General features: G+C 35.5%; 14 protein-coding genes. 3 read left to right on the top strand and 11 right to left on the bottom strand.

The features are described 5' to 3' along the window. Nucleotides 1-14: 14 nt before the first annotated feature. From F5ESL0259_RS01060 to F5ESL0259_RS01045, 4 genes are all read right to left on the bottom strand, one after another. Nucleotides 15-1,487, bottom strand: coding sequence for a hypothetical protein (locus tag F5ESL0259_RS01060; protein WP_147446413.1), 1,473 nt, complete (start codon nucleotides 1,485-1,487; stop codon nucleotides 15-17). A gap of 507 nt (nucleotides 1,488-1,994) precedes the next feature. Next, nucleotides 1,995-2,843 (bottom strand): helix-turn-helix domain-containing protein, encoded by an 849-nt coding sequence (locus tag F5ESL0259_RS01055; protein WP_122037197.1) that lies wholly within the window; start codon nucleotides 2,841-2,843, stop codon nucleotides 1,995-1,997. A 139-nt stretch (nucleotides 2,844-2,982) separates the two neighbouring features. After that, on the bottom strand, nucleotides 2,983-4,575 hold the full coding sequence (locus F5ESL0259_RS01050; protein ID WP_122037196.1) for an ABC transporter ATP-binding protein: 1,593 nt from the start codon (nucleotides 4,573-4,575) through the stop codon (nucleotides 2,983-2,985). A gap of 1,035 nt (nucleotides 4,576-5,610) precedes the next feature. Further along, nucleotides 5,611-6,459 (bottom strand): helix-turn-helix domain-containing protein, encoded by an 849-nt coding sequence (locus F5ESL0259_RS01045; RefSeq protein ID WP_158595982.1) that lies wholly within the window; start codon nucleotides 6,457-6,459, stop codon nucleotides 5,611-5,613. Between the two features lie 100 nt (nucleotides 6,460-6,559). Here F5ESL0259_RS01045 and F5ESL0259_RS01040 point away from each other — a divergent pair, with 100 nt between their 5' ends. Further along, on the top strand, nucleotides 6,560-7,810 hold the full coding sequence (locus F5ESL0259_RS01040) for an MFS transporter (protein ID WP_122037194.1): 1,251 nt from the start codon (nucleotides 6,560-6,562) through the stop codon (nucleotides 7,808-7,810). A 322-nt stretch (nucleotides 7,811-8,132) separates the two neighbouring features. On the opposite strand, the gene F5ESL0259_RS01035 is transcribed toward F5ESL0259_RS01040, so the two are convergent. The 5 genes from F5ESL0259_RS01035 to F5ESL0259_RS01015 form a co-directional block, all read right to left on the bottom strand. Then, entirely contained in the window at nucleotides 8,133-9,947 is a 1,815-nt protein-coding gene (locus F5ESL0259_RS01035; RefSeq protein ID WP_122037193.1) for an FtsX-like permease family protein, read from the bottom strand. A 54-nt stretch (nucleotides 9,948-10,001) separates the two neighbouring features. Next, nucleotides 10,002-11,807 (bottom strand): FtsX-like permease family protein, encoded by a 1,806-nt coding sequence (locus F5ESL0259_RS01030; RefSeq protein WP_122037192.1) that lies wholly within the window; start codon nucleotides 11,805-11,807, stop codon nucleotides 10,002-10,004. Nucleotides 11,808-11,818: 11 nt separating this feature from the next. Then, entirely contained in the window at nucleotides 11,819-12,568 is a 750-nt protein-coding gene (locus F5ESL0259_RS01025; RefSeq protein ID WP_122037191.1) for an ABC transporter ATP-binding protein, read from the bottom strand. A gap of 176 nt (nucleotides 12,569-12,744) precedes the next feature. Continuing rightward, the gene (locus tag F5ESL0259_RS01020) at nucleotides 12,745-13,359 is read right to left on the bottom strand and encodes an ECF transporter S component (RefSeq protein ID WP_122037190.1); all 615 of its coding nucleotides are present in this window, start codon (nucleotides 13,357-13,359) and stop codon (nucleotides 12,745-12,747) included. A gap of 109 nt (nucleotides 13,360-13,468) precedes the next feature. Continuing rightward, nucleotides 13,469-14,278: a DUF4931 domain-containing protein gene (locus F5ESL0259_RS01015; protein WP_046324184.1), complete on the bottom strand. Its 810-nt coding sequence runs from the start codon at nucleotides 14,276-14,278 to the stop codon at nucleotides 13,469-13,471. A 110-nt stretch (nucleotides 14,279-14,388) separates the two neighbouring features. On the opposite strand from F5ESL0259_RS01015, the gene F5ESL0259_RS01010 reads away from it, so the two are divergent. Then, complete coding sequence (locus F5ESL0259_RS01010; RefSeq protein ID WP_046324183.1) at nucleotides 14,389-15,600, top strand: L,D-transpeptidase family protein; 1,212 nt, start codon at nucleotides 14,389-14,391, stop codon at nucleotides 15,598-15,600. A gap of 139 nt (nucleotides 15,601-15,739) precedes the next feature. On the opposite strand, the gene F5ESL0259_RS01005 is transcribed toward F5ESL0259_RS01010, so the two are convergent. Next, the gene (locus tag F5ESL0259_RS01005; protein WP_122037189.1) at nucleotides 15,740-18,271 is read right to left on the bottom strand and encodes a M1 family metallopeptidase; all 2,532 of its coding nucleotides are present in this window, start codon (nucleotides 18,269-18,271) and stop codon (nucleotides 15,740-15,742) included. Between the two features lie 238 nt (nucleotides 18,272-18,509). On the opposite strand from F5ESL0259_RS01005, the gene F5ESL0259_RS01000 reads away from it, so the two are divergent. Further along, a complete protein-coding gene (locus tag F5ESL0259_RS01000; protein ID WP_122037280.1) occupies nucleotides 18,510-18,866 on the top strand; it encodes an aggregation promoting factor surface protein in 357 nt (118 codons plus the stop codon). Between the two features lie 105 nt (nucleotides 18,867-18,971). Here the strand turns inward: F5ESL0259_RS01000 and F5ESL0259_RS00995 are convergent, their stop codons facing one another. Continuing rightward, on the bottom strand, nucleotides 18,972-19,466 hold the full coding sequence (locus F5ESL0259_RS00995; RefSeq protein WP_122037188.1) for a PTS sugar transporter subunit IIB: 495 nt from the start codon (nucleotides 19,464-19,466) through the stop codon (nucleotides 18,972-18,974). Between the last annotated feature and the right edge of the window lie 14 nt (nucleotides 19,467-19,480).

Genomic DNA, 19,480 nt, shown 5'->3' with positions numbered 1-19,480 from the left:
TATGTCTAAATTATCTAAAATTCAGCATTGTGATGCCGCCGAACTGTTATCAGATAAATAACAAAATAAACTAGTAACATCAATACTATTGGTAGCCAAACTTTATAATATGCTGTTGGCAAAACCTGATCAAAAAATTTTAAGCCAAACAAAACATCAAAGACACCAAATGTTGCAGGAACAAAGAACAAAAGTCCTGTTTTGCTCTGCCATGCTCTTTGAGCCAGCCTCTCATTCGCTAACTTCTGTTCTCTTTTAGCAGCTTTTACTACTATCATTAAAACAGTAATCAGACTTACGCCAAACACAAATGCCACTGAATAGCCCAAGATCTTCATTTCTTTACTCATCCCCAAAATCAGCTGATAAGTAGCCGCCTTAGAGTTGCTATAGAGGTGACTATAGGCAAGATTACTTTGAGCCTGCTTATGTTCAATTTTTAGTAAAAATGGCCAATCTCTATCAAAACTGTTTAGCTGCACCAAAGTCAGATATTTAGTTTTACCCTTAACCTTATTTAATTCTGCAGTTGAACAAAGTGCAATTGTTTTCTCTTTTTGACTGCTATTAGGAACGAGTTCGCGGAAACTGTTACCTGCTAGAGAATTTTTATTCAATTGGTCTAACTTAATAGATTTGACTTGAAAATTGCGTCTACCGGTGCTTTTGACATACTTAATTGGATTATTTGCCAATTCATTACGAACAAAATAAAAGTGCCCTTTTGTTTCTTTATAATGGTAAGTTTGCTGCTTTTTAATTTTTAGTTGAGCAACATCGTTTTTAATATTAGCGGTGTTGCTAACAATTACCCCATCATAATATGTGCCCCTTTTAATAACTTGAGGAAAAGCATTAAAGTCATGACTTAAAGCCAGAGCGCCCATAGTCAAAGCGAAGAGTAGTGAAATGATAGTAAAAACGCTGGCATAATGGTAAAGTCCCTGCTGCGTTTTTCCTTTAGTTAAATTAATTTTGGCAAACCAATTTGCTGGCACCAAGCTTAATAACGAGTGACAAAGCAAATAAGTACCTGACACAATTGTGATAAATGCCGGCAATACAGTGTCAAACAGGCTTTGACTAGGTAGATTTAACATAAAGTAGCCTGCAACTACTGCCGTCAACCCTAAAACTACTTCAATTATTTTTAGCCCTGAATGTTTTTGAAAAATTGCAGGTGCATCTTCTTTTTCAGCTAGATTACTTAAAGTGGATCTGGTTAACCTCAAAGTTATTACAATACCGCCCAACATTATTAAGGCTGCCAGTAACATAACGACTTGCATGCCCGAATTTATCCTCAGAAAACTAATAATGACGTTAAAATTCGGCATATCCGGTTTTATCAAACCGCTAAACAACTTAATAATTAAGGACGCTAGATCCAAGCCCAAAATAATACCAGCGATTATCATCAAACCGCCAATAATGAGTGTCGCACAAAGTTCTATCAGTCCAACGCACATATTTTTTAATTTTTGCATCAAGATCACCAAACTTTCTGTTCAGCTCCTTCAAGCAGACCACCTTTTGACTTAATTATAGTTAGCGCTGTCATTTTTTAAATGACCTGAACAGTTTCTTGAACATATTTTAATATTTGCTTTTTAAATATTGCTTTTTGTTAGTATCAATTTCCTCCAGCTTGATCGCCATTTTTAAAACATTTTTCCTATCATATTTCTTTATAGAAAATTTACTTATCTTTATAATTTTTTTCCGGTCTAAACTTTATAAATAATCCATCTACAAATGCTTCATAAATATGATCATCTACTTTAGACATAATTTTTAAATCTTCGCTTAACTTACAAAACATTTTTCCCATGTTTCTAATTAATCTAAATTGAGCCCAATAAGAATTAATTCACGTAATAAATTTTCCATTTTCTTACTCCTTTCTATGTATTCTCAGTTTATTACGATTTTATATAAGCATATTAAAAATGTCATATTTAACTCTTAATGGCTTAATATGACATTTTTATATTTTATTTATTAGCAATCATTAATTCTTCAAGTTCTTCACTATAACTGGGCATACCAGCAATTTTTACACTTTTAATTATTATTTGTATTTTATTAAGATACTTAGGATTTTGATCATAATGATATTTGACTATATTTTCAAAAGCTGGAGCAATAGTCTTATAAAAAAATATATCTGGTTTTGTTTTGATTTGTTTTTCACTACTAACATAAAATTCTGTTTCTTCAAATCTTTTGTTACGAATACACAAAATCATCATATTAATAATTATAGATAAAACTAACTTTTGAATATCAATGCTACTCGAGCCAATAAACTGACGTATTACTCTTTTTGAAATCAATAAATTACTATCTAAATCATAAAAACTCATAAGGTTGCAGTACAGTCTTAAACTATCAGAATTAAAATGAGAAACATCAAACGTTCTTTCTTTCAATCTATCTATAACGCCACTATCAATACTGGAAAGATTTTTGTTAATTATTGCAATAAAGATATCAATTATATCTAATTTATCTTCTTTATTTGGAAAATCACTTTCCGCAACAAAATTTCGTATTTGCTGCAGATCATGCACAGAATTTTGATAATACGCTTCATTAACCATTCTATCAATCTCTAGGTTCTCGTCATGTACGGTCTTCGCCTGGTGGTTTAACTTACCAAAAAAATCAGTTAATGAAATTTTGTTAACGTTTAATAGTTCAATTAAATTATCTGCTGAAATGCTGCTTAAATTTTTTTCAACTTTTGCATAAAATGACGGGCTTACCACATCATTAACCCATTGTTTTTGTGTTTTCCTTTGCTGAATGCGATAGTCTTTTAGTAATTCACCAATTGTCATTTTAATTTCCTCAACTATTTGATTAACTATCAAATATTAAACTTTTTAATTTTATTATAATCCAAAAATATAAAAGTATCATAAAATTAAAAATAAAAATTATATAATGCTGAGGTAAATTGGGTTATTATCTATCTGACTACGACAGGCGCTTATCGTTAAATTGGTATTGATTAAAATCAACAACTACATCATACTTTTGCAGTTCTTCTGGATCGTAATGATGAATAACTTCAACAAAAGTAAAGTTTGAATCAAAAATATATTGGTGAATTGCCTTTGATGAAGTTTTATCAAGTGAAGCATTAATTTCATCCAGTAATAAAATTGGTCGATTGGCTAAAATAGCCCGTGCCACCTCAATTCTGGACAATTGGCCACCAGATAGTTGATCTGCATTGTCACCTAATTGATAATCAAATCCCTTTTCTTTAATTAATTGTCCTAACTGTAGTCCTTGACATACCTCAAGAACTTTTTCTTTAGCTATATTGGCTCCTAGAGTTAGATTAAACCAAAGCGTATCAGAAAAAATAACTGCACTCTGGCTGGAATAGGCAAACAACTTAGTAAACGATCCTGCCGCTACTTTTTTATGATCAAGTATGATTTTTTTAGATTTACCATACTTACCATACATTAGAAACTGTAACATCGTAGATTTCCCTGATCCTGAGGGTCCGATGACCGCAACTTTTTGGCCAGACTTAATATCAAGATTAATATGTTGTGCTAATACCTTATCCTGACGCATTAAATCTAGGTCTTGCACTTGTAGTTCATTAAATGTAGGATTGTTGGTTTGTTCACGCTCCACATTATCTGCTTTTTGTATATATTGCTTTATCTTTCGCACAATTGGCTTTGTAGTAGACAAATTATTTCGTTCTTGCAAAATTTGTAAAATTGGATTTACAAATGAATTAGATAATTGCGTTATTGCAAAAAGAGCACCTAAAGTAGTTTGACCTTTAATTACTAATGCAATACCAATTGCAAACGGCAATAAATAAGTACCCATAATTGCAATTGCATTAAGAAAAGCACTGGTATTAGTATTAAGCACATTCATCTTGGCTAATTTTTCTTCTAATTGGTTAACTTTATACTGATTTTGTTTAACTGCATTATCCTGCTTATCATATAAATTAAAGGTAGCAGTACCAGATAACAAATTTTTAGTTTGATTAACATATTTATCATTAGCATTTGTCCAAGCCTCTGCAGCATTTTGAATAGGCTTTTGGAAAAAGGTGGAAACAATTGTTGGTATAACCGAACCAATAAAGAATATTATTGTAAGCTGCCAATTTAGATACAAAGCGAATGCCATAGCAAATACGACAGTGTATGAATAAATCAAAATTCCTATTTCAGCATCATAGCGATTTGTTTCCAAAAGTTTAAAATCATTAGTTAAAAAACCTAAATTTGAAGCATTTTCTTGCTCATCCGAGAGCATACCCCTCATCACTTTAAGCCTTAACTCAGTATTGACCTGCTTAGCAGCATCTGCTTTAAGATAATCGAAAATTAAAGTGGCGACTAAAATTAAGATCAATAACAAAATGTTTTTACCAAAAAAGACTGGAATAGCTGCAAAATTTTTAGCCGTTGCCAAATTAATTAACGAACCAACAATGTATGCTGTAACAATATTCTGCATACTGGAAATTAATCCAAAAATATTTAAACAAAAAAACTTAAAATGCGAATAATATTTATAAACCATGATTTTCTTTTCCTTTCAAAAAACCTTCGTTATTTATATAAATAATATAATTGCCTTTTTATTTTTATTAATAAAACTGTCATATTTGACGCAAATAAGGTGGATATGACAAATCCAAAAGCTAGCAGAATTTATTTCCTATCGACTTTCACCTATACCAAAGTAGCTTAACATAGTATATTAATTGAAATAGAGCTAAAGCCAAGTAGCTAGCAATTTTAAAAGGTACATAAAAAATAAAGCAGTAATCAAAAAGAGGTAGGACAAAAGTCCATTTCTTTCTGATTACTACTTAAATAACCGAAGCATCTTTTCGATTAAATTGGCTAATTTATCAAAATCTTGTCCTAGCTTGCGCAATGCAGGCGTTAGACTGGTTAGTAGTAAACACTTCAGAAGAAATAAAAGTACAATCCTTCCCATGCTATCACCTTTTTTCGGGGAGGATCGAAAGGCGTACTTCACTATTCTCTCATGTGTTCTTATGCTATAATTTCAGTAGAAGAAATAAAGTGCGATCTTTGCATGCAAAAGAGGCGTACTAGGCGTCTAGGCAATCCAGTGGATTGCCTTTTTGTATATGTAACTTTGACAAGACAGTCGCTTACTGGACTGCACGAACAATCGTATTTATTTATCTTTAAAATAGTTTAAAAGGTGTGACTATAACATGAATACTACTTTAGTAATAATAATTATTTTAGCTTTAGAGTTTCTGCCAATTGATACTTAGCTTATTAAATATAATATGGTGATTGCTAAACCTATATTTTTTAGTTTAGCGTTGATTGCCGTGTTTGTTCTCTCTAGTAGGCTTTTCAAAAGCTTTTCATTGGTATGATTATCTAATAGCGGTTATTGCATGTATTTATGAGTGGATAATATTCTTCAGAAATACCAAAAAATCAGCAAAAGCAAACTAATTAGCTGTGCCAAAGATGATAGATTTCAATTTTATCTTGTTTAGATAATTTAGACATAAAAATACCCCCAAATTTGGGGGTCACTTCAAAATCAAATATGACTTTTTTAAGTTTATTTATTTGCAACTAAAAGCTCTTCTAACTCTTTACCATAATCTGGCATTCCCGCTAATTTGATACTTTCAATTATTATTTCTGTTTCATCCAGATATTTTTGATCATGATTATCTTGATATTTAACTATATTATAAAATGCCGGTATCAGCAGCTTATAAAAGAAAACCTCCGGTTTTGTTTTTATTTGATCCGCATAATTAACAAATACCTCAGTTTCTTCAAATCGTTTATTTCTAATGCAAAAAATCAGCATATTGATAATGATAGCCAAAATTTTTTCTTGTATTCTGACACTGCTTGATCCAACAAGCTGTTTTATTATCCTTTTAGATAGCAATAAGTTGCTATTCAAATCATAAAAGCTCATGAAATTACAGTACATAATTAATCCATCTTCATCAAAATTAGAAGTATTGAAAACTTTTTCTTTCATTCTGTCTATAACTTCTTTATCTAGCATTGTAAGGTCTTTACTAATTACCGCAATATAGGCATCGATAAGAAGTAATTCATCATTTTTATTAGGCAATTCACTTTCAGCAACTACATCTCGTATTTGTTGCAACTCTTTTTTAGAATTTTGGTAATATGCTTCATTAATAAGTCGATTTATTTCTAATTCTTGTTGATTAATCGACTTATCTTTTTGATTTAATTTACTGAAAAAATCAATCACTGGAATTTGATTAGAATGTAGTAATTCAATTAAATCTTCGGCAGAAATCCGACTTAAATTTTTTTCTACTTTCGCATAGAATGAAGGGCTTATCACATCTTTTGCCCATTGTTTCTGCGTCTTTTTTTGACTTATCCGATAATCTTTTAACAACTCCCCAATTGTCATTTTTATTCCTTCTAACTTTAAACTGTCAAATATGACATTCCTCTCTTTTTCATTATAACCAAAATATACTAAATATATAGTTAAGAAAAGAGGTAAAAACATGAACATTTTTTTAAAGAATAAAAATTACAGAAAATTCACCCTCGCCAGCTGGTTATCCGGCGCAGGCAACATCCTGTTCTACCTGGCCCTCATGACTTATGCTAGCAAGTTAAAAAATTATTCCCTGGCATTATCTTTAATTGCAATTACCGAGTCTCTGCCTGATTTAATTCAAAGTTTCAGCGGCTACCTGGCTGACCGGACACACAATAAGTATCGCGTAATTGTCTGGCTGGCAGTTATTCGCTTTGCGTTATACATGCTGGTGGGTCTGCTTTTTGCCACCAATATTGCCGGCTGGAACCTGGTCTTAATGGTTATCGGACTCAACTTTGTATCTGATCTTTCCGGCATGTACTCTGGCGGTTTACAAACGCCGCTAATCGTTGGCCTCGTCGGTGAAAACGAAATGGCCGAAGCTCAGGGTTTTACAAGTGGCGTATCACAACTAATTACGCTAGTTGCACAATTTGTTGGCTCCGGATTCCTGCTCTTAATGTCATACTCAGAACTGGCTATTGTCAACGCACTAACCTTCCTAGCAGCAGGCCTACTTTATGCCAACATTGGGACGAGCGTTCATAAGCAACAGCCTGAACAGACAGAAGAGGTAAATGACCAAAACTTCTTTGCCACAATTGGTTCATCATTCAAGGAAGTAAGGCAAGCCCACGGACTTTTAACGATTGTTTTAGTTGTAGCTATGCTTAATGGTTTGCTCAGTTCTGTCCAACCATTAATTTCAATTGTTATTGCAGGAAACAAAAGCATGCTTATCGGCAGCTATAGTTTCACCATCGCACTTCTAGGAGCCGCTGCCGCAATTGGTTTAGCTCTTGGCAGTGCAGTCGGCACCAAACTCCTTAAAAACACCTCGCTTTTCCAGCTATCTTTATTATCTACCATTAGTAGTGCCATTATGGCTATTGTCATCCTAAATAAGAATATCGTGTTCTGTCTTATTCTAATGACCACTCTTGGTTTCTTAGCTGGTACAAGTAGTCCTAAGTTAATGCAATGGTTGGTTGTCTCCGTAGATCGCAAAATATTATCTTCTTCAGCAGGGCTTTTAAACACAATCTTGGCAATCGCTGGTCCATTAATGACGACATTATTTACCACCATAGCTGGCACAATCAATGTTAATTATGCCCTGTACGGTGTCTTGGGATTTAGTGCAATCGTCTTCACTGTTACTTTAACTGTAATGATAAAAGTCAACAAAACAAAACAAGCTGAAATTGCATAAAAATTTATTGATGTTTTTACCTAAAAAATCCAGATCAATCCAACATTAAATAATGGAACCTATACCAATTTTTCGCATACTAGAGATAAAAGCGTCCCCCAATTAAGATTTTGTGAAATTAAAGTCTTTTTTACCGGGTAATTTTGCACAATTTGAACAATTAAAAAATCGTATCCAAAAGGACACGACTAGACGAAAAAAATAAGCATTAGTCCAAGCAACTTTTGCTTATTTTTTCATGAGATGTTGCGTGAATTCCCACCAATTAAAGAGTTACTAGTTTAATTTTGAAAATTTATTTCAAAATCCGGTCTTTTTATGATTATTTATTTGTGAGTACAATTTTTTCATATAGAGTAACTGTTAACAAATAGTATCCTAAATAGAGAACAATAAAAATTGTGAATGGAATCCAAATATTATGGTAAGGTGCCTTCAGCAATGTTTTAAACAGTTGTAAGCCACAAAGGACATCTATTATGCCTAAAATTCCAGGCATGGTGAACAAAGTACCAATTTCTTTTCTGATTGAACTGCGCAATAATCGTGGTCTAGCACCAATTTCATGTAGCATCTGGTAGCGCACCTTGTCACTGGCAGCACCACTTAAGACTTTAAACATTAACGTCGAAGCCAGCATGGTCAGAAATGCTATTCCTAAGAAAAAGCCCATAAATTCAAACGCACTGGTAAAGCCGAGCACATTACTATAATAGTATGGCTTTGAATTAAGGTAAGTATCTTTGTAGTTACGATTTTCCCTCAATTGCTGCTTTTGAATTTGATTGATCACCGGAAAATCGTGGACAAAGTCTTTCACATTAATATAACTGACAAATTTTTCCTGACCATCAATACTCAGCCACCTTTTTGGTGAAACTAGATGTATCTTCTTAGGAAGACCATTTGGCACCATTTGGCTAAAAATACTGTTTTCCGTTGTTTGCGGTTTATCCAGTTTAGCAGTAGCCAGCGTTTTTACTTTATAAGTGGGGGAATTGTCTTGATTGTCATGAAAATAAACTGCCATTTCTTTCAGCGGCTGTTTTTCAAATTCCGCGCGGTTAAAGTAGAGGTGCATCCCCTTTTCTTTGTAATGATATGTTTGCTTATTAGTAATAGTTAACTTGGCTTCTGCTTTTTTAACTGCTGGCGTCTGACTGATAATTGTAGCATCATAATAAATCCCTTTTTGCGCTTCATCCTTCATGGAACCAAAATTAAGTCCCACGGTAATTGCACCTAAAGCCAAGGCAAACAGAATTGAAATCATAGTTAATACCTTGGTGTAACTTTGCAAGCGAAATTTTAATTGGCCCAGAGTAAATTCATTAATGCCACGATATGAAAAAGATTTTTTATTAAGTAAATAATTAATAATAGCCGTGAAGACGCCATTAAAGACAAAGAAAGAACCGACAATAATTGTTACTAACGCGGTGGGAATAAGAAGATAAATATAGTTAGCAGGTAAAGTCATTACATAGTAACCGACCGCTAGCAAAAGTACACCGCAAATTGCTTCAATTCCCCGCAAAACTGGATGATGATTAAGATTAATGGGAGTTTGATCCTCATGTAACAGGTCGATTATTGGGGTACGAGTAAGCTTGCGCATATTGCCCAGTGCACCTAAGAGAAAGATAATAACAAAGAAAAGCAATGTTCCTATTATGGCACTCGGCAATATTGCCTTATAGTGAGTAATTTCCAGCCCTAGTTTACCTACCAGCACCTTGGTAACTATTGTGGTCAACCCGAGCCCCAGTATTATTCCCAGTAGAACTGCTAAAAAGCCGGTTAGCAGAGTTTCAGAAAAAATCAGTAAGCCAATCCGCGTGCTTTTGGCCCCGAGCATCATATACATGCCATAGTCATGCTTACGCATGCTCAGCAAAAATGAATTGGCATAAACAAGATAAACCGAGGTAATGATCACAAGCAGAATAATACCAAAGGTAAAAATATAATTCAGGTATGCTTCTCTACCATAAACATCCTTACTAATAAACACAGGGTTAGTAGCAATTGACAAAAACATGTAGAAAATCATGCTGGCAACAATCAAGCCTGAAAACAACACCAGATAGTCTTTCAGCCTATTCTTAATACCCGTCACGGACAGTTTCCAAATCATTACTGCTCCTTTTCTTTTACTAAAAACAAACTTGTATTAATTACCGCCCCAATTTTATTCATGTGCAAGCACGATTTTTTCATATAATTTCACCGTTAATAAGTAATAAATCAGATAAAGCACGATAAAAATCGTAAAGGGAATCCACAACTTCTGGTAGGGGTGCGGCAGGAGCAATTTAAATAATCTTAAGCCAAAGAGAACGTCGATCACGCCTAATATACCGGGCAGAAGAAACAGAACCCCAATCTCATTTCTGATAGATTGACGCAATATCTTTACCCTTGTGCCAATTTCAAATAACATTTGGTAGCGCACCTTGTCACTGGCAGCACCACTTAACACCTTAAACATTAAGGTCGAAGCCAGCATGGTTAGAAAGGCGATACCTAAAAAGAAACCCATAAATTCAAACCCGCTGCTGAAATTCTTAATTAACTGGTAACTGCCAGCCTTGCTCGAAGTATATATATACTCATAAGCAGAATTTTCTTTTAACTGCTGTTTTTGTAATTTTAAGATGGTGGGGTAATCTTGATCGAAATTTTTCACATTTACGAAACTGACAAATTTATTCTGCCCTTTTTTCTGTGCCCACTTTTCAGGTGAAACCAAGCGAATGATTTTAGCAATACCATCAGGAACCATAGCGCCAAAAGCATTATTGGCATACGTTGCTGGCACATCTAATTTTTTAGTAGGCAAGTTGATCGTCTTGTAGGCGGGCTGACCATTTTTCATGTAAAACTTGACGTTTTTGACTGGGTTATTGTTAAATTCACCGCGGTTAAAGTATAAATACTTGCCCTGTTCCTTATAATGATAAGTTTGCTGACGAGTAATCGTCAGTTTGCTTTTAGCCTGCGCTACTTTTGGGGAATCACTGATAATAGTAGTGTCGTAATAAAAATTGTCTTCAAGCTGCTCACTGAGCGTGCTGAAGTTAAGTCCCACAGTAATAGCACCAAGTGCCAGGGCAAAAAGCAGTGAAACCACCGTTAAAATCCGCGTATAATCATGCAGCCGAAACTTCAACTGCCCCAAAGTAAATATCCGAATGCCATGATAAGAAAAGCTTCTGCGGTTGAGCAAGAACCCAATTAAGGCACTGAAAAAAGCATTAAATGTGAAGTATGAACCGGCAACTATGGTCACTAGCGCTGCTGGAATAATAAATAAAATAGCACCGCCTGGAAGACCCAGAATAAAGTAGCCTGCAGTTAAGAGCACCAGCCCCAGTATTCCTTGAATCCAGTGCAAGACCGGCTGGCGCTTGTAGGCAACCGGCTTTTGGTCATCACGCAATAATTCAATTATCGGTGTCTTGGTTAATTTACGGACATTTTTCAAAGCGCCAAATAAGAAGATGAAAATGAAGAAGATAATCGTCCAGATAATGGCATTGGGTAAAACAACGGCAAAATGCTTTACCGTCAAGCCTAAACGAGATATCAGCAGCTGCGATACAATGGCTGTTAGACCAAAACCCAGCAGAATACCCACTATTGTGGCCAAAATACCGGTTATCAGAGTTTCCAGAAAAATTAGTGCCCCGATTTTAGTACTCTTAGCTCCGAGCATCATGTACATGCCGTAATCATGTTTGCGCATGCTCAATAAAAAAGAATTAGCATAAACCAAATAAATAGTAGTAATGATTACCAGCAAGACAATACCAAAGCCAAAGGTGAAACGGACATAATTACTTGGTGCTGCAATATCATTTTTAATAAAGGTGGGATTAATAGTGATTGTGAGGAACATGTAAAAAATCATGCTGGCAACAACCAAGCCGGAAAACAAAACCGCGTAATCTTTAAAGCGACTCTTAATTCCCGTTAAGGACAACTTCCAAATCATTTTTGTTCTCCTTATTCATCAGTATCTAAGTGATCAATTAACAGATGATAAAATTCCTGCCTCGACTGCCCGTTTTTCAGCATTTGTTCACCAATTTGGCCGTCTTTAATAAATAAAATGCGACTGGCAAAGCTGGCAGCAAACGGATCGTGCGTAACCATCAGAGTGGTAATACCATCGTTTTGGTTTAAATCAGCCATAGTATAAAGCAACTCGCGGGCGCTCTTTGAATCCAAAGCGCCAGTTGGCTCGTCCGCAAGCAAAATTGCCGGTTCATGCACCAACGCTCTGGCAGCTGCTACTCTCTGCTTTTGCCCACCAGATACTTCAGCAGGATATTTAGGCAATATCTCTTTAATTCCCAGCCTAGTCGCAATTTTGTCAACTAAGGGATCAATTTTTCTGGGAGCTATCCCTCTTAAACTTAAAGGCAAGGCAATGTTTTCACGATTAGTTAAATTCTCTAAGAGATTGAAGTCTTGAAAAATAAAGCCAATTTGCTTACTTCTAAAATCCGCCAACTGGTTAGCATTTAACGTGCTGTTGTCTTGGTGGTTAATAAAAACGTTGCCTGTTGTTGGTTTATCTAAAGTCGACAAGATATTAAGCAAAGTCGTTTTACCAGAACCCGAAGCTCCCATAATGGCTACAAATTCGCCTGAATTAACTGCAAAATTAACTCCCTTTAAAGCCTGGTACTGCTTTTCGCCCCGCTTGCCGTATGTTTTAGTAACTTGATCTACTCGTAAAATTTCAGTCATTTGCAAAGTCCTCGTTGTAATACTTCTGTACTATTTATCTAATACACTAATGTAAGAAAGCAAGAATGTCAATAAAAAAATAAGCCTTTCAGAAATTGAAAGACTTACATCAATGTTATTTTCCTAATAATAGTGACTAGCTCAAAAATATTAACTTTTTATTAAAACTAAAATTTTTAACCCAATCTGCGTAAAACTTTGGTGAGTGGAGTAACAATAATGGGTGTTACAATAGCGGTAAATATAGCTTCCACAAGTCCATTCAAGCCGAGAGCAACTATTAACGCAGTAATTAAAGGTGTGCCTTGACTAAAACTGCCTAAATGTCCTAACAACTTGGCAGAATTACCCATGAAAACCAAACTGGTTAACAAGATTACAAAAGCAGTGTTAGTTAAAGAAGTCACTGCGCCTGCAATCGTATAGCTTATTTCTTTAACACTACTTTTCTTTTCAGCTGTAAATTTTCCAATCATCCCTGGAAAAAAGCCGGCAAGGACACTGGGAACAACGGCAATCACAAAGTTCTGGAAAAGCATCAGGCTGACAATATCGCCAGGCTGAGTATACGCCTGCACCATGCGGGCAATGCCCCAGAAAATGCCAAAGAAAGTCCCAGCAATTGGCCCCATAAGCAAAGAATATATGGCAACAGTTAACGGAATAGTCGTTACAGCAGGCAAAGTTGGTAGTATGCGAATGTAACCAATATTGGGTATGAGAGTTTGCAATAAAAAGATTGCGACAAATATAGCAGTAATAGCCAGGTTTTTTGTTTCTTTTCTGTGCATTTGCATCCTCCTTAAAAAAAGCACCTTGCTATTATATTGCTTAGAATTATTTGTCGCAAATATTATCTCTGCTAAGTATTAGTTTTAATAATAATTAATTCAGTAAAAGCTATATTTTAAATCCTTTCTCTAAAACTGACCCAGACTCAAAAAAGCGCTTAAAGTTTTCGGCTTCAGTGAGCAGTTTCTCCCGGTTGTCTACCTGCGATAGCTTATAACCGACAAAATATGGTGATGCCGTATAACGTAAGATTAATTTAGCACTAATGCCCCGATCAAAGCGCGGATAGAAAAACAAGTTATAGGAGTTATTACGCCCCTTTGATAAAACTTTTAGCATATACTTTGCTCCGCTTTGAATCCAGTCGGACCATTCATCAATACTGTTTTCATCAAGAAGATTAAAATCAAGTTCAATGTAGCCCTGAATTGGATGCGTGCTCACATTAACCTCAACCCCATCTTTATTAAAAAGACTTATGCCTTCAAAATTATTGGGTTGAATGTACTTATAACCATCCATCTTTTCCAGACCCACTATTTGCATGTGGGGGTGTGCAAGAGAGCCACCAGAATTTTCGCCATAATTTTTATACCATAAAACCGATCTGTACTTGTGTGAATCATTCATCTGCTTAAAGCATGATAATGAAAAACGCATCAAAGAACGATTATACGCAAGCGAATAAGTGGTAATATCACCTTGATGCTTATTGGACTCAATCAAAACAGTCTGAACTGTATCATGTAACGTATGGTATTTATTATCAAGCCAAATCATCCCGCCCTGTTTTTTTAAGATATGGGTCAAACCCGCCACATCACAAAAGGGACAGCCAGAATTATTTTTTACTTTACGATAAGAATTAGGCTTTTCTTTAGCTATGTTAACATCAAACACTAATGGGTCATTTTCCATTGAGCAATCCCTCCCAAAAACATTCTTATATCTTGCATTTTACTAGGGCCGCAATAGATGGTAAACTGTAACCGCAATTATTTTTTGAAAATTCCAACGGTGGTAGAACTATGCAATCAAAAAGAAATTTAAAAAAATACAATAACCGCAATAACTTGCTTTTAATTATTATCGGAATAGTTCTGATTTTAGCAGTTGTATTTGGCGTGGTGTTATATAACAATCACGTCGAAGCGCAAAAGCAGGCTAAAGCATTCGCTACAAATCATTTTAACCCTAATGTTAACATTTATGGCGTAGAAGTTGGAAACTTAACAATTAATAAAGCAACTGCCAAAATCAATCGGAAAGCGAATAATATGGTTTCACTGGAAAATGGTAAAGTTGCACTTGAATATGATCCTAGCAGCAAAACTATTAAGAAGCAGGAAGTTGCCGCTTATTTTAAAAAGCAACATACAACTATGCCCAATAAGCAAAGCTACGAATACCGCAATACTGATCTGGATGCCGCTAACAAAAAAATGCAAACGATGAGTCACGCCGTAGTTAATTACCATGTTGCAGGCAAAGTTTATAAACTCAAAGCACAAAAATTAATTAACCAGGCAATTTATAGAAAAGGCAAGTACACTTTTCTTAACAGCGAAAACTTAACGGCAAAGCTTAATAAAATTGACCAGGATGTTTCAACAATTCATCAAAGCTATAGTTTCGCGGTTCCAAAAGGCAATAAAGTTGCAGGAAAGAAAATTAGTGTTAAAAACCAAAGCTATGGCTGGGGCGTGCATGTCAAAAGAGCACAAGCAGCTGTTGAACAAGCATTTTTGAATGGAACTAAAAATCTGGACGGCAAAAATTATATTTATGGTCTTGGCTACAGCACTTATGGTTTAGGCTACGGCTTAAATAATCATGGCATAGGTGATGACTATATTGTAGTTTCTCTGCAAAAGCAGGAAATGTGGATTGTGCGCAAAGGCAAGATGGTTGTTCACCTTAACGATGTTGTTACTGGAACAAAGGATGGTAATAAGAATAACCGTACGCCTCAAGGAGTCTGGTATATTCACTATAAGCAACGCCATGCGGTACTGCGTGGACGCAACAACGATGGCTCCAAATACGCTTCACCTGTTAGTTACTGGATGCCGTTTACCTTGACTGGTTGCGGTTTTCACGATGCTGGCTGGCGCGGTGACTGGAGTAAAAAAGCTTATTTAAGAGGTGGCTCACACGGCTGTGTTAATATTAAGCCCAGAGAAATTAAGCAGGTCTGGCACAATGTAAGTAAACACGAGCCGGTTATTGTATATGACTAAATAATTTAATAAGCAAATTAAAGGACAAGATTTTAAAAGCTTGTCTTTTTTGTTATACAAAAAATCTGTTAACTTAATGCCAAGCCCACACTCGCTTTAGTTAACAGATTTTGCAAATTTAAAAATTAAACAATTTTAGTTACAAAGTTTCCTTAACAGCTTGATTGACAGCATCCATTTCAGCATTAATCAAGTCAACCTTGGACTCAATATTATTAATATCCATTCTGATTTCACGACCTAGACCAGGTTGATCAACCTTTGGTTCAAAGAATTCTTTGAATTCTTCCAATCTCTTTTCAGTATGGAAAATGTTTGAAGCCACAGTAATATAAGTGGTAAATTCCATATCACCACCGACTGTTTTCTCGAGCCATGACCATTGGTCCCGTAACCAGTCCCAAGCAAATTGTTCGCCTTTTGGATTAGCCAAGACATTAGCAAACCAAGAGCGCAAATCTTGAGGCTTAACAACTGCAGCATTCTCAAAATTCTCAATAAGTTTCTTGATTTCAGCGGGATTCTTGGTGTTGGTAATAGCATCAGTAAGATCGTCCTTATAGTTAGGATCGATGGCAGCTTGATATTCTTTAATTAAACGGTCAACTAAACCTGACTCGTTATAATTCTTAACTTCATTCATTAAAACATATGGTCGAACTGAAGCATCAATTTCGTTTAAGTTTTGCTTGTGTTCAGTAAAAATTTGGTGACCATCTTTTATCACAGCAGAGTTATCGGCATACAATGACAAAGCTATTTCTAATGGACGAATTCTCTTGTCATCATCTGTATCGGAAGCTTGCGCCTGCCAGCCTAGGTGCTCGACTTGCTTTTGGGTCAATTTATTAACGAATGCCTTTAAATCTTTTTCTGCATGTGAATTCGGAGTAACAAATTTACGCAATGAACGAACACTGGAAGATAACGCACTAATGACAATATATGACTTAGAATCTGCAAATTTTGGCAGTAACGGGACAATCTCAGCGTATGAAATCTGTTTACTTTCTGCTAAAAGGCCTAAGTCTTGCAGTAATTGTAATTGATCTACCGGCTTCAACTGGGCAAATTCAGCCATAATATCATTCATTAAGGTTTCATCATAATTAACAATGAAGTGCGAACTATTGCCTACATTTACACGTAAAGCGTGACCGGCAGCACTGCGCAACTCTTGATAATCTCCTAGATCCAGTTCTCTTTCAGACATAATTTGTGGTGCCTTAAAGTTCGCATTCAATGGAATAGCCCACTTACGTCCAACTTCTTTACCTTCACCGATGAAGAATTGTTTTTGACTCAAAATCAAGTGACCAGCTGAATTTACTTTGGCGGAAACTACTGGGTAACCCGGTTGATCAAGCCAAGTATGCATGATCTTGCCAATATCTAAATCAGTAGCAGTTGAAAGGGCGTTCCATAAATCATCACCGGTGGCGTTGCCATATTGGTGCTGTTCAAAGTAATACTTAAGTCCCTTACGCAAAGCATCGTCACCTAAGAGTGCCCGTACCATAACCAGCATCCTTGAACCTTTAGCGTAAACAATTGCACTATCAAAAATTGAATCAATATCAGCTGGATGTTCCACATCAACGTGAACGGATTGGACACCATCAGTAGCATCACGTTTTAAAGCTGCTGGTACTTCCGAAATTTGGTAAAGATTATCCCAAACATGCCAGTTTGGCTCTAAAGCATCAACTGAAACATATTCCATCATGTTGGCAAAACTTTCATTGAGCCACAAATCGTCCCACCACTTCATAGTAACTAAATCGCCAAACCATTGGTGCGCCAATTCATGAGTGATAACAGTTGCCACATAAGCTTTTTGGTACGGAGTTGCATTATCAGGATCAAGCAAAATTGCGACTTCACGGTATGTGACTAGTCCCCAGTTTTCCATTGCTCCGGCAGAAAAGTCAGGCAGCGCTAATTGCCAAGAATGAGGTAGTGGATACTTAGTTTGATAAAATTCTTCGTAAAATTCGATTGCCCGCTTAGCAATATCCAAAGCAAAGTCTAATTCCTTAGCTTGATGTGCTTTAGTCGCAAAAACTCCCACTTGAACGCCGTCTTTGGTTTCAGTAATCTTTGATTGCAATTCACCAAAGGCAAAGGCAATCAGGTAGCTGGACATTCTAACGGTTTGTTCGAAATAGTGCACGCCGTCTTCGACTTTAACTTCCGGCATATTGGCAATTGTAGTTTCACCTTCATGCTCATCATACTTAAGTGCTAAAGAAAAAGTAGCTTTGGCTTCTGGCTCATCAACACATGGGAAAGCCTGACGTGCAGCTGTAGTTTCAAATTGAGTACCGATAATTTGTTTTTGCACACCATCAACTTGATAATATGAAGGATAAATTCCCATCATAGAATCAGTCAGCGGTGCCGAATACTTAATCTCAACTGTGACTTTGCCGGTCTGACCCAGTTCGATTTCAATTGCTTCTTTTTCGTCATTGACAGTAAACGGTACATCCTTGCCCGCACTTGTTACTGAAGCAATTTTCATATATTTCTGATTAATTAAAATAGTATTCTCAATTGCTTCACCGGTAATTGTCGAAGTACCATTAATACTTTTCTGCTCCCGATTGATGTCTATGAATAAATCATAGTGTTCAGGGTGAAAAGTTTCATAAAAATGTTTAGCAGCCATATTTACCTCCTAAAATAATAGTTACTACCAATTTTAACAGACATAAATAAAAATAACATTAAAACATTCAGGTAAGTAATAATTGACTTTATTACGATATGAATTTTTCAAAACTAGTAGAATTATTAAATTTTTCAAAAATTTTGTAAGAGTTGCGTGTTATTTCTGTAACAACAATGACACATTGACTGTGTATTATTATCCATAGAATTAATACAGTTAATTGTGGGGATTGAATATATTGAAGAAAAGTAAAAGTTTAATACTTAAGTTAATTACAGCACTGGCGCTATCATTTAGTTTCGTCACTGCTTTGGAAACTACTAATAATAATTCATGTACGCAAACAGTACAGGCTGCCAAGATGTCAAAAGCAGAACGTGCAGCCAAGAGATGGATTGCAATGCGTGAATCGGGTGGCAATTATTACGCACGTAATGGTGTTTGTTATGGCAAATACCAATTAAACATTGCTTACCTAAAAGGTGATTATTCTAAGAAGAACCAAGAAAGAACCGCTGACAGATATGTTTACGGTCGTTATGGTTCATGGGTTAATGCCAAGAATTTCTGGCTAACACATCACTGGTATTAGAAGATTCCTCTTTAATACAAATATCCCATTAAGAAACGCAGCCTAACTAATTGTTAGGTTGCGTTTTTATTTGAAATTATTTAATAGCTTAGGTCATTTACCACATTAATCTATTTTCATTTTTTTGATATCTTTTTTGGATGAGTTGGGGGTTAACTGCGAAACAAACTGAAAAGGCAATTTCATTATCTGCTTGATATATTCAAGGTCTATATCATCTACTTTGACACAGGTATCCAACTGTTTTTGCTTTTGATTATGCTTATTTACCGATAAAAGACCATAATTACCGATATTAATCACATCAATTTTTGGTACATTTTGAGCAATGCTCAGTGCATCTCTAAAATTTTCTACAACTACCATTATTACTTGAGATTCAGATTTTGGACTGTCAAGAAACTTAATTGATTTAGCCATATTCTGTAGATCAAATCTAATATTGGATGGTACAGCCAGTTTCATAGATATTGTTTGCAGATAATTATCAGCTGCTTTGTCGTTGGCTACCAAAATCCTCTTTATACCCAAGGCTTTAGACCAAACCATTGCCACTTGTCCATGAATTAAACGCTCGTCAATTCTTAGCATTTTAATCATTTAAAAACACACTT

It is taken from the genome of Lactobacillus sp. ESL0259 (assembly GCF_003693045.1).
GTDB classification, from domain to species: domain Bacteria; phylum Bacillota; class Bacilli; order Lactobacillales; family Lactobacillaceae; genus Lactobacillus; species Lactobacillus melliventris.
This window is presented reverse-complemented; position numbering and strand designations above follow the sequence as displayed.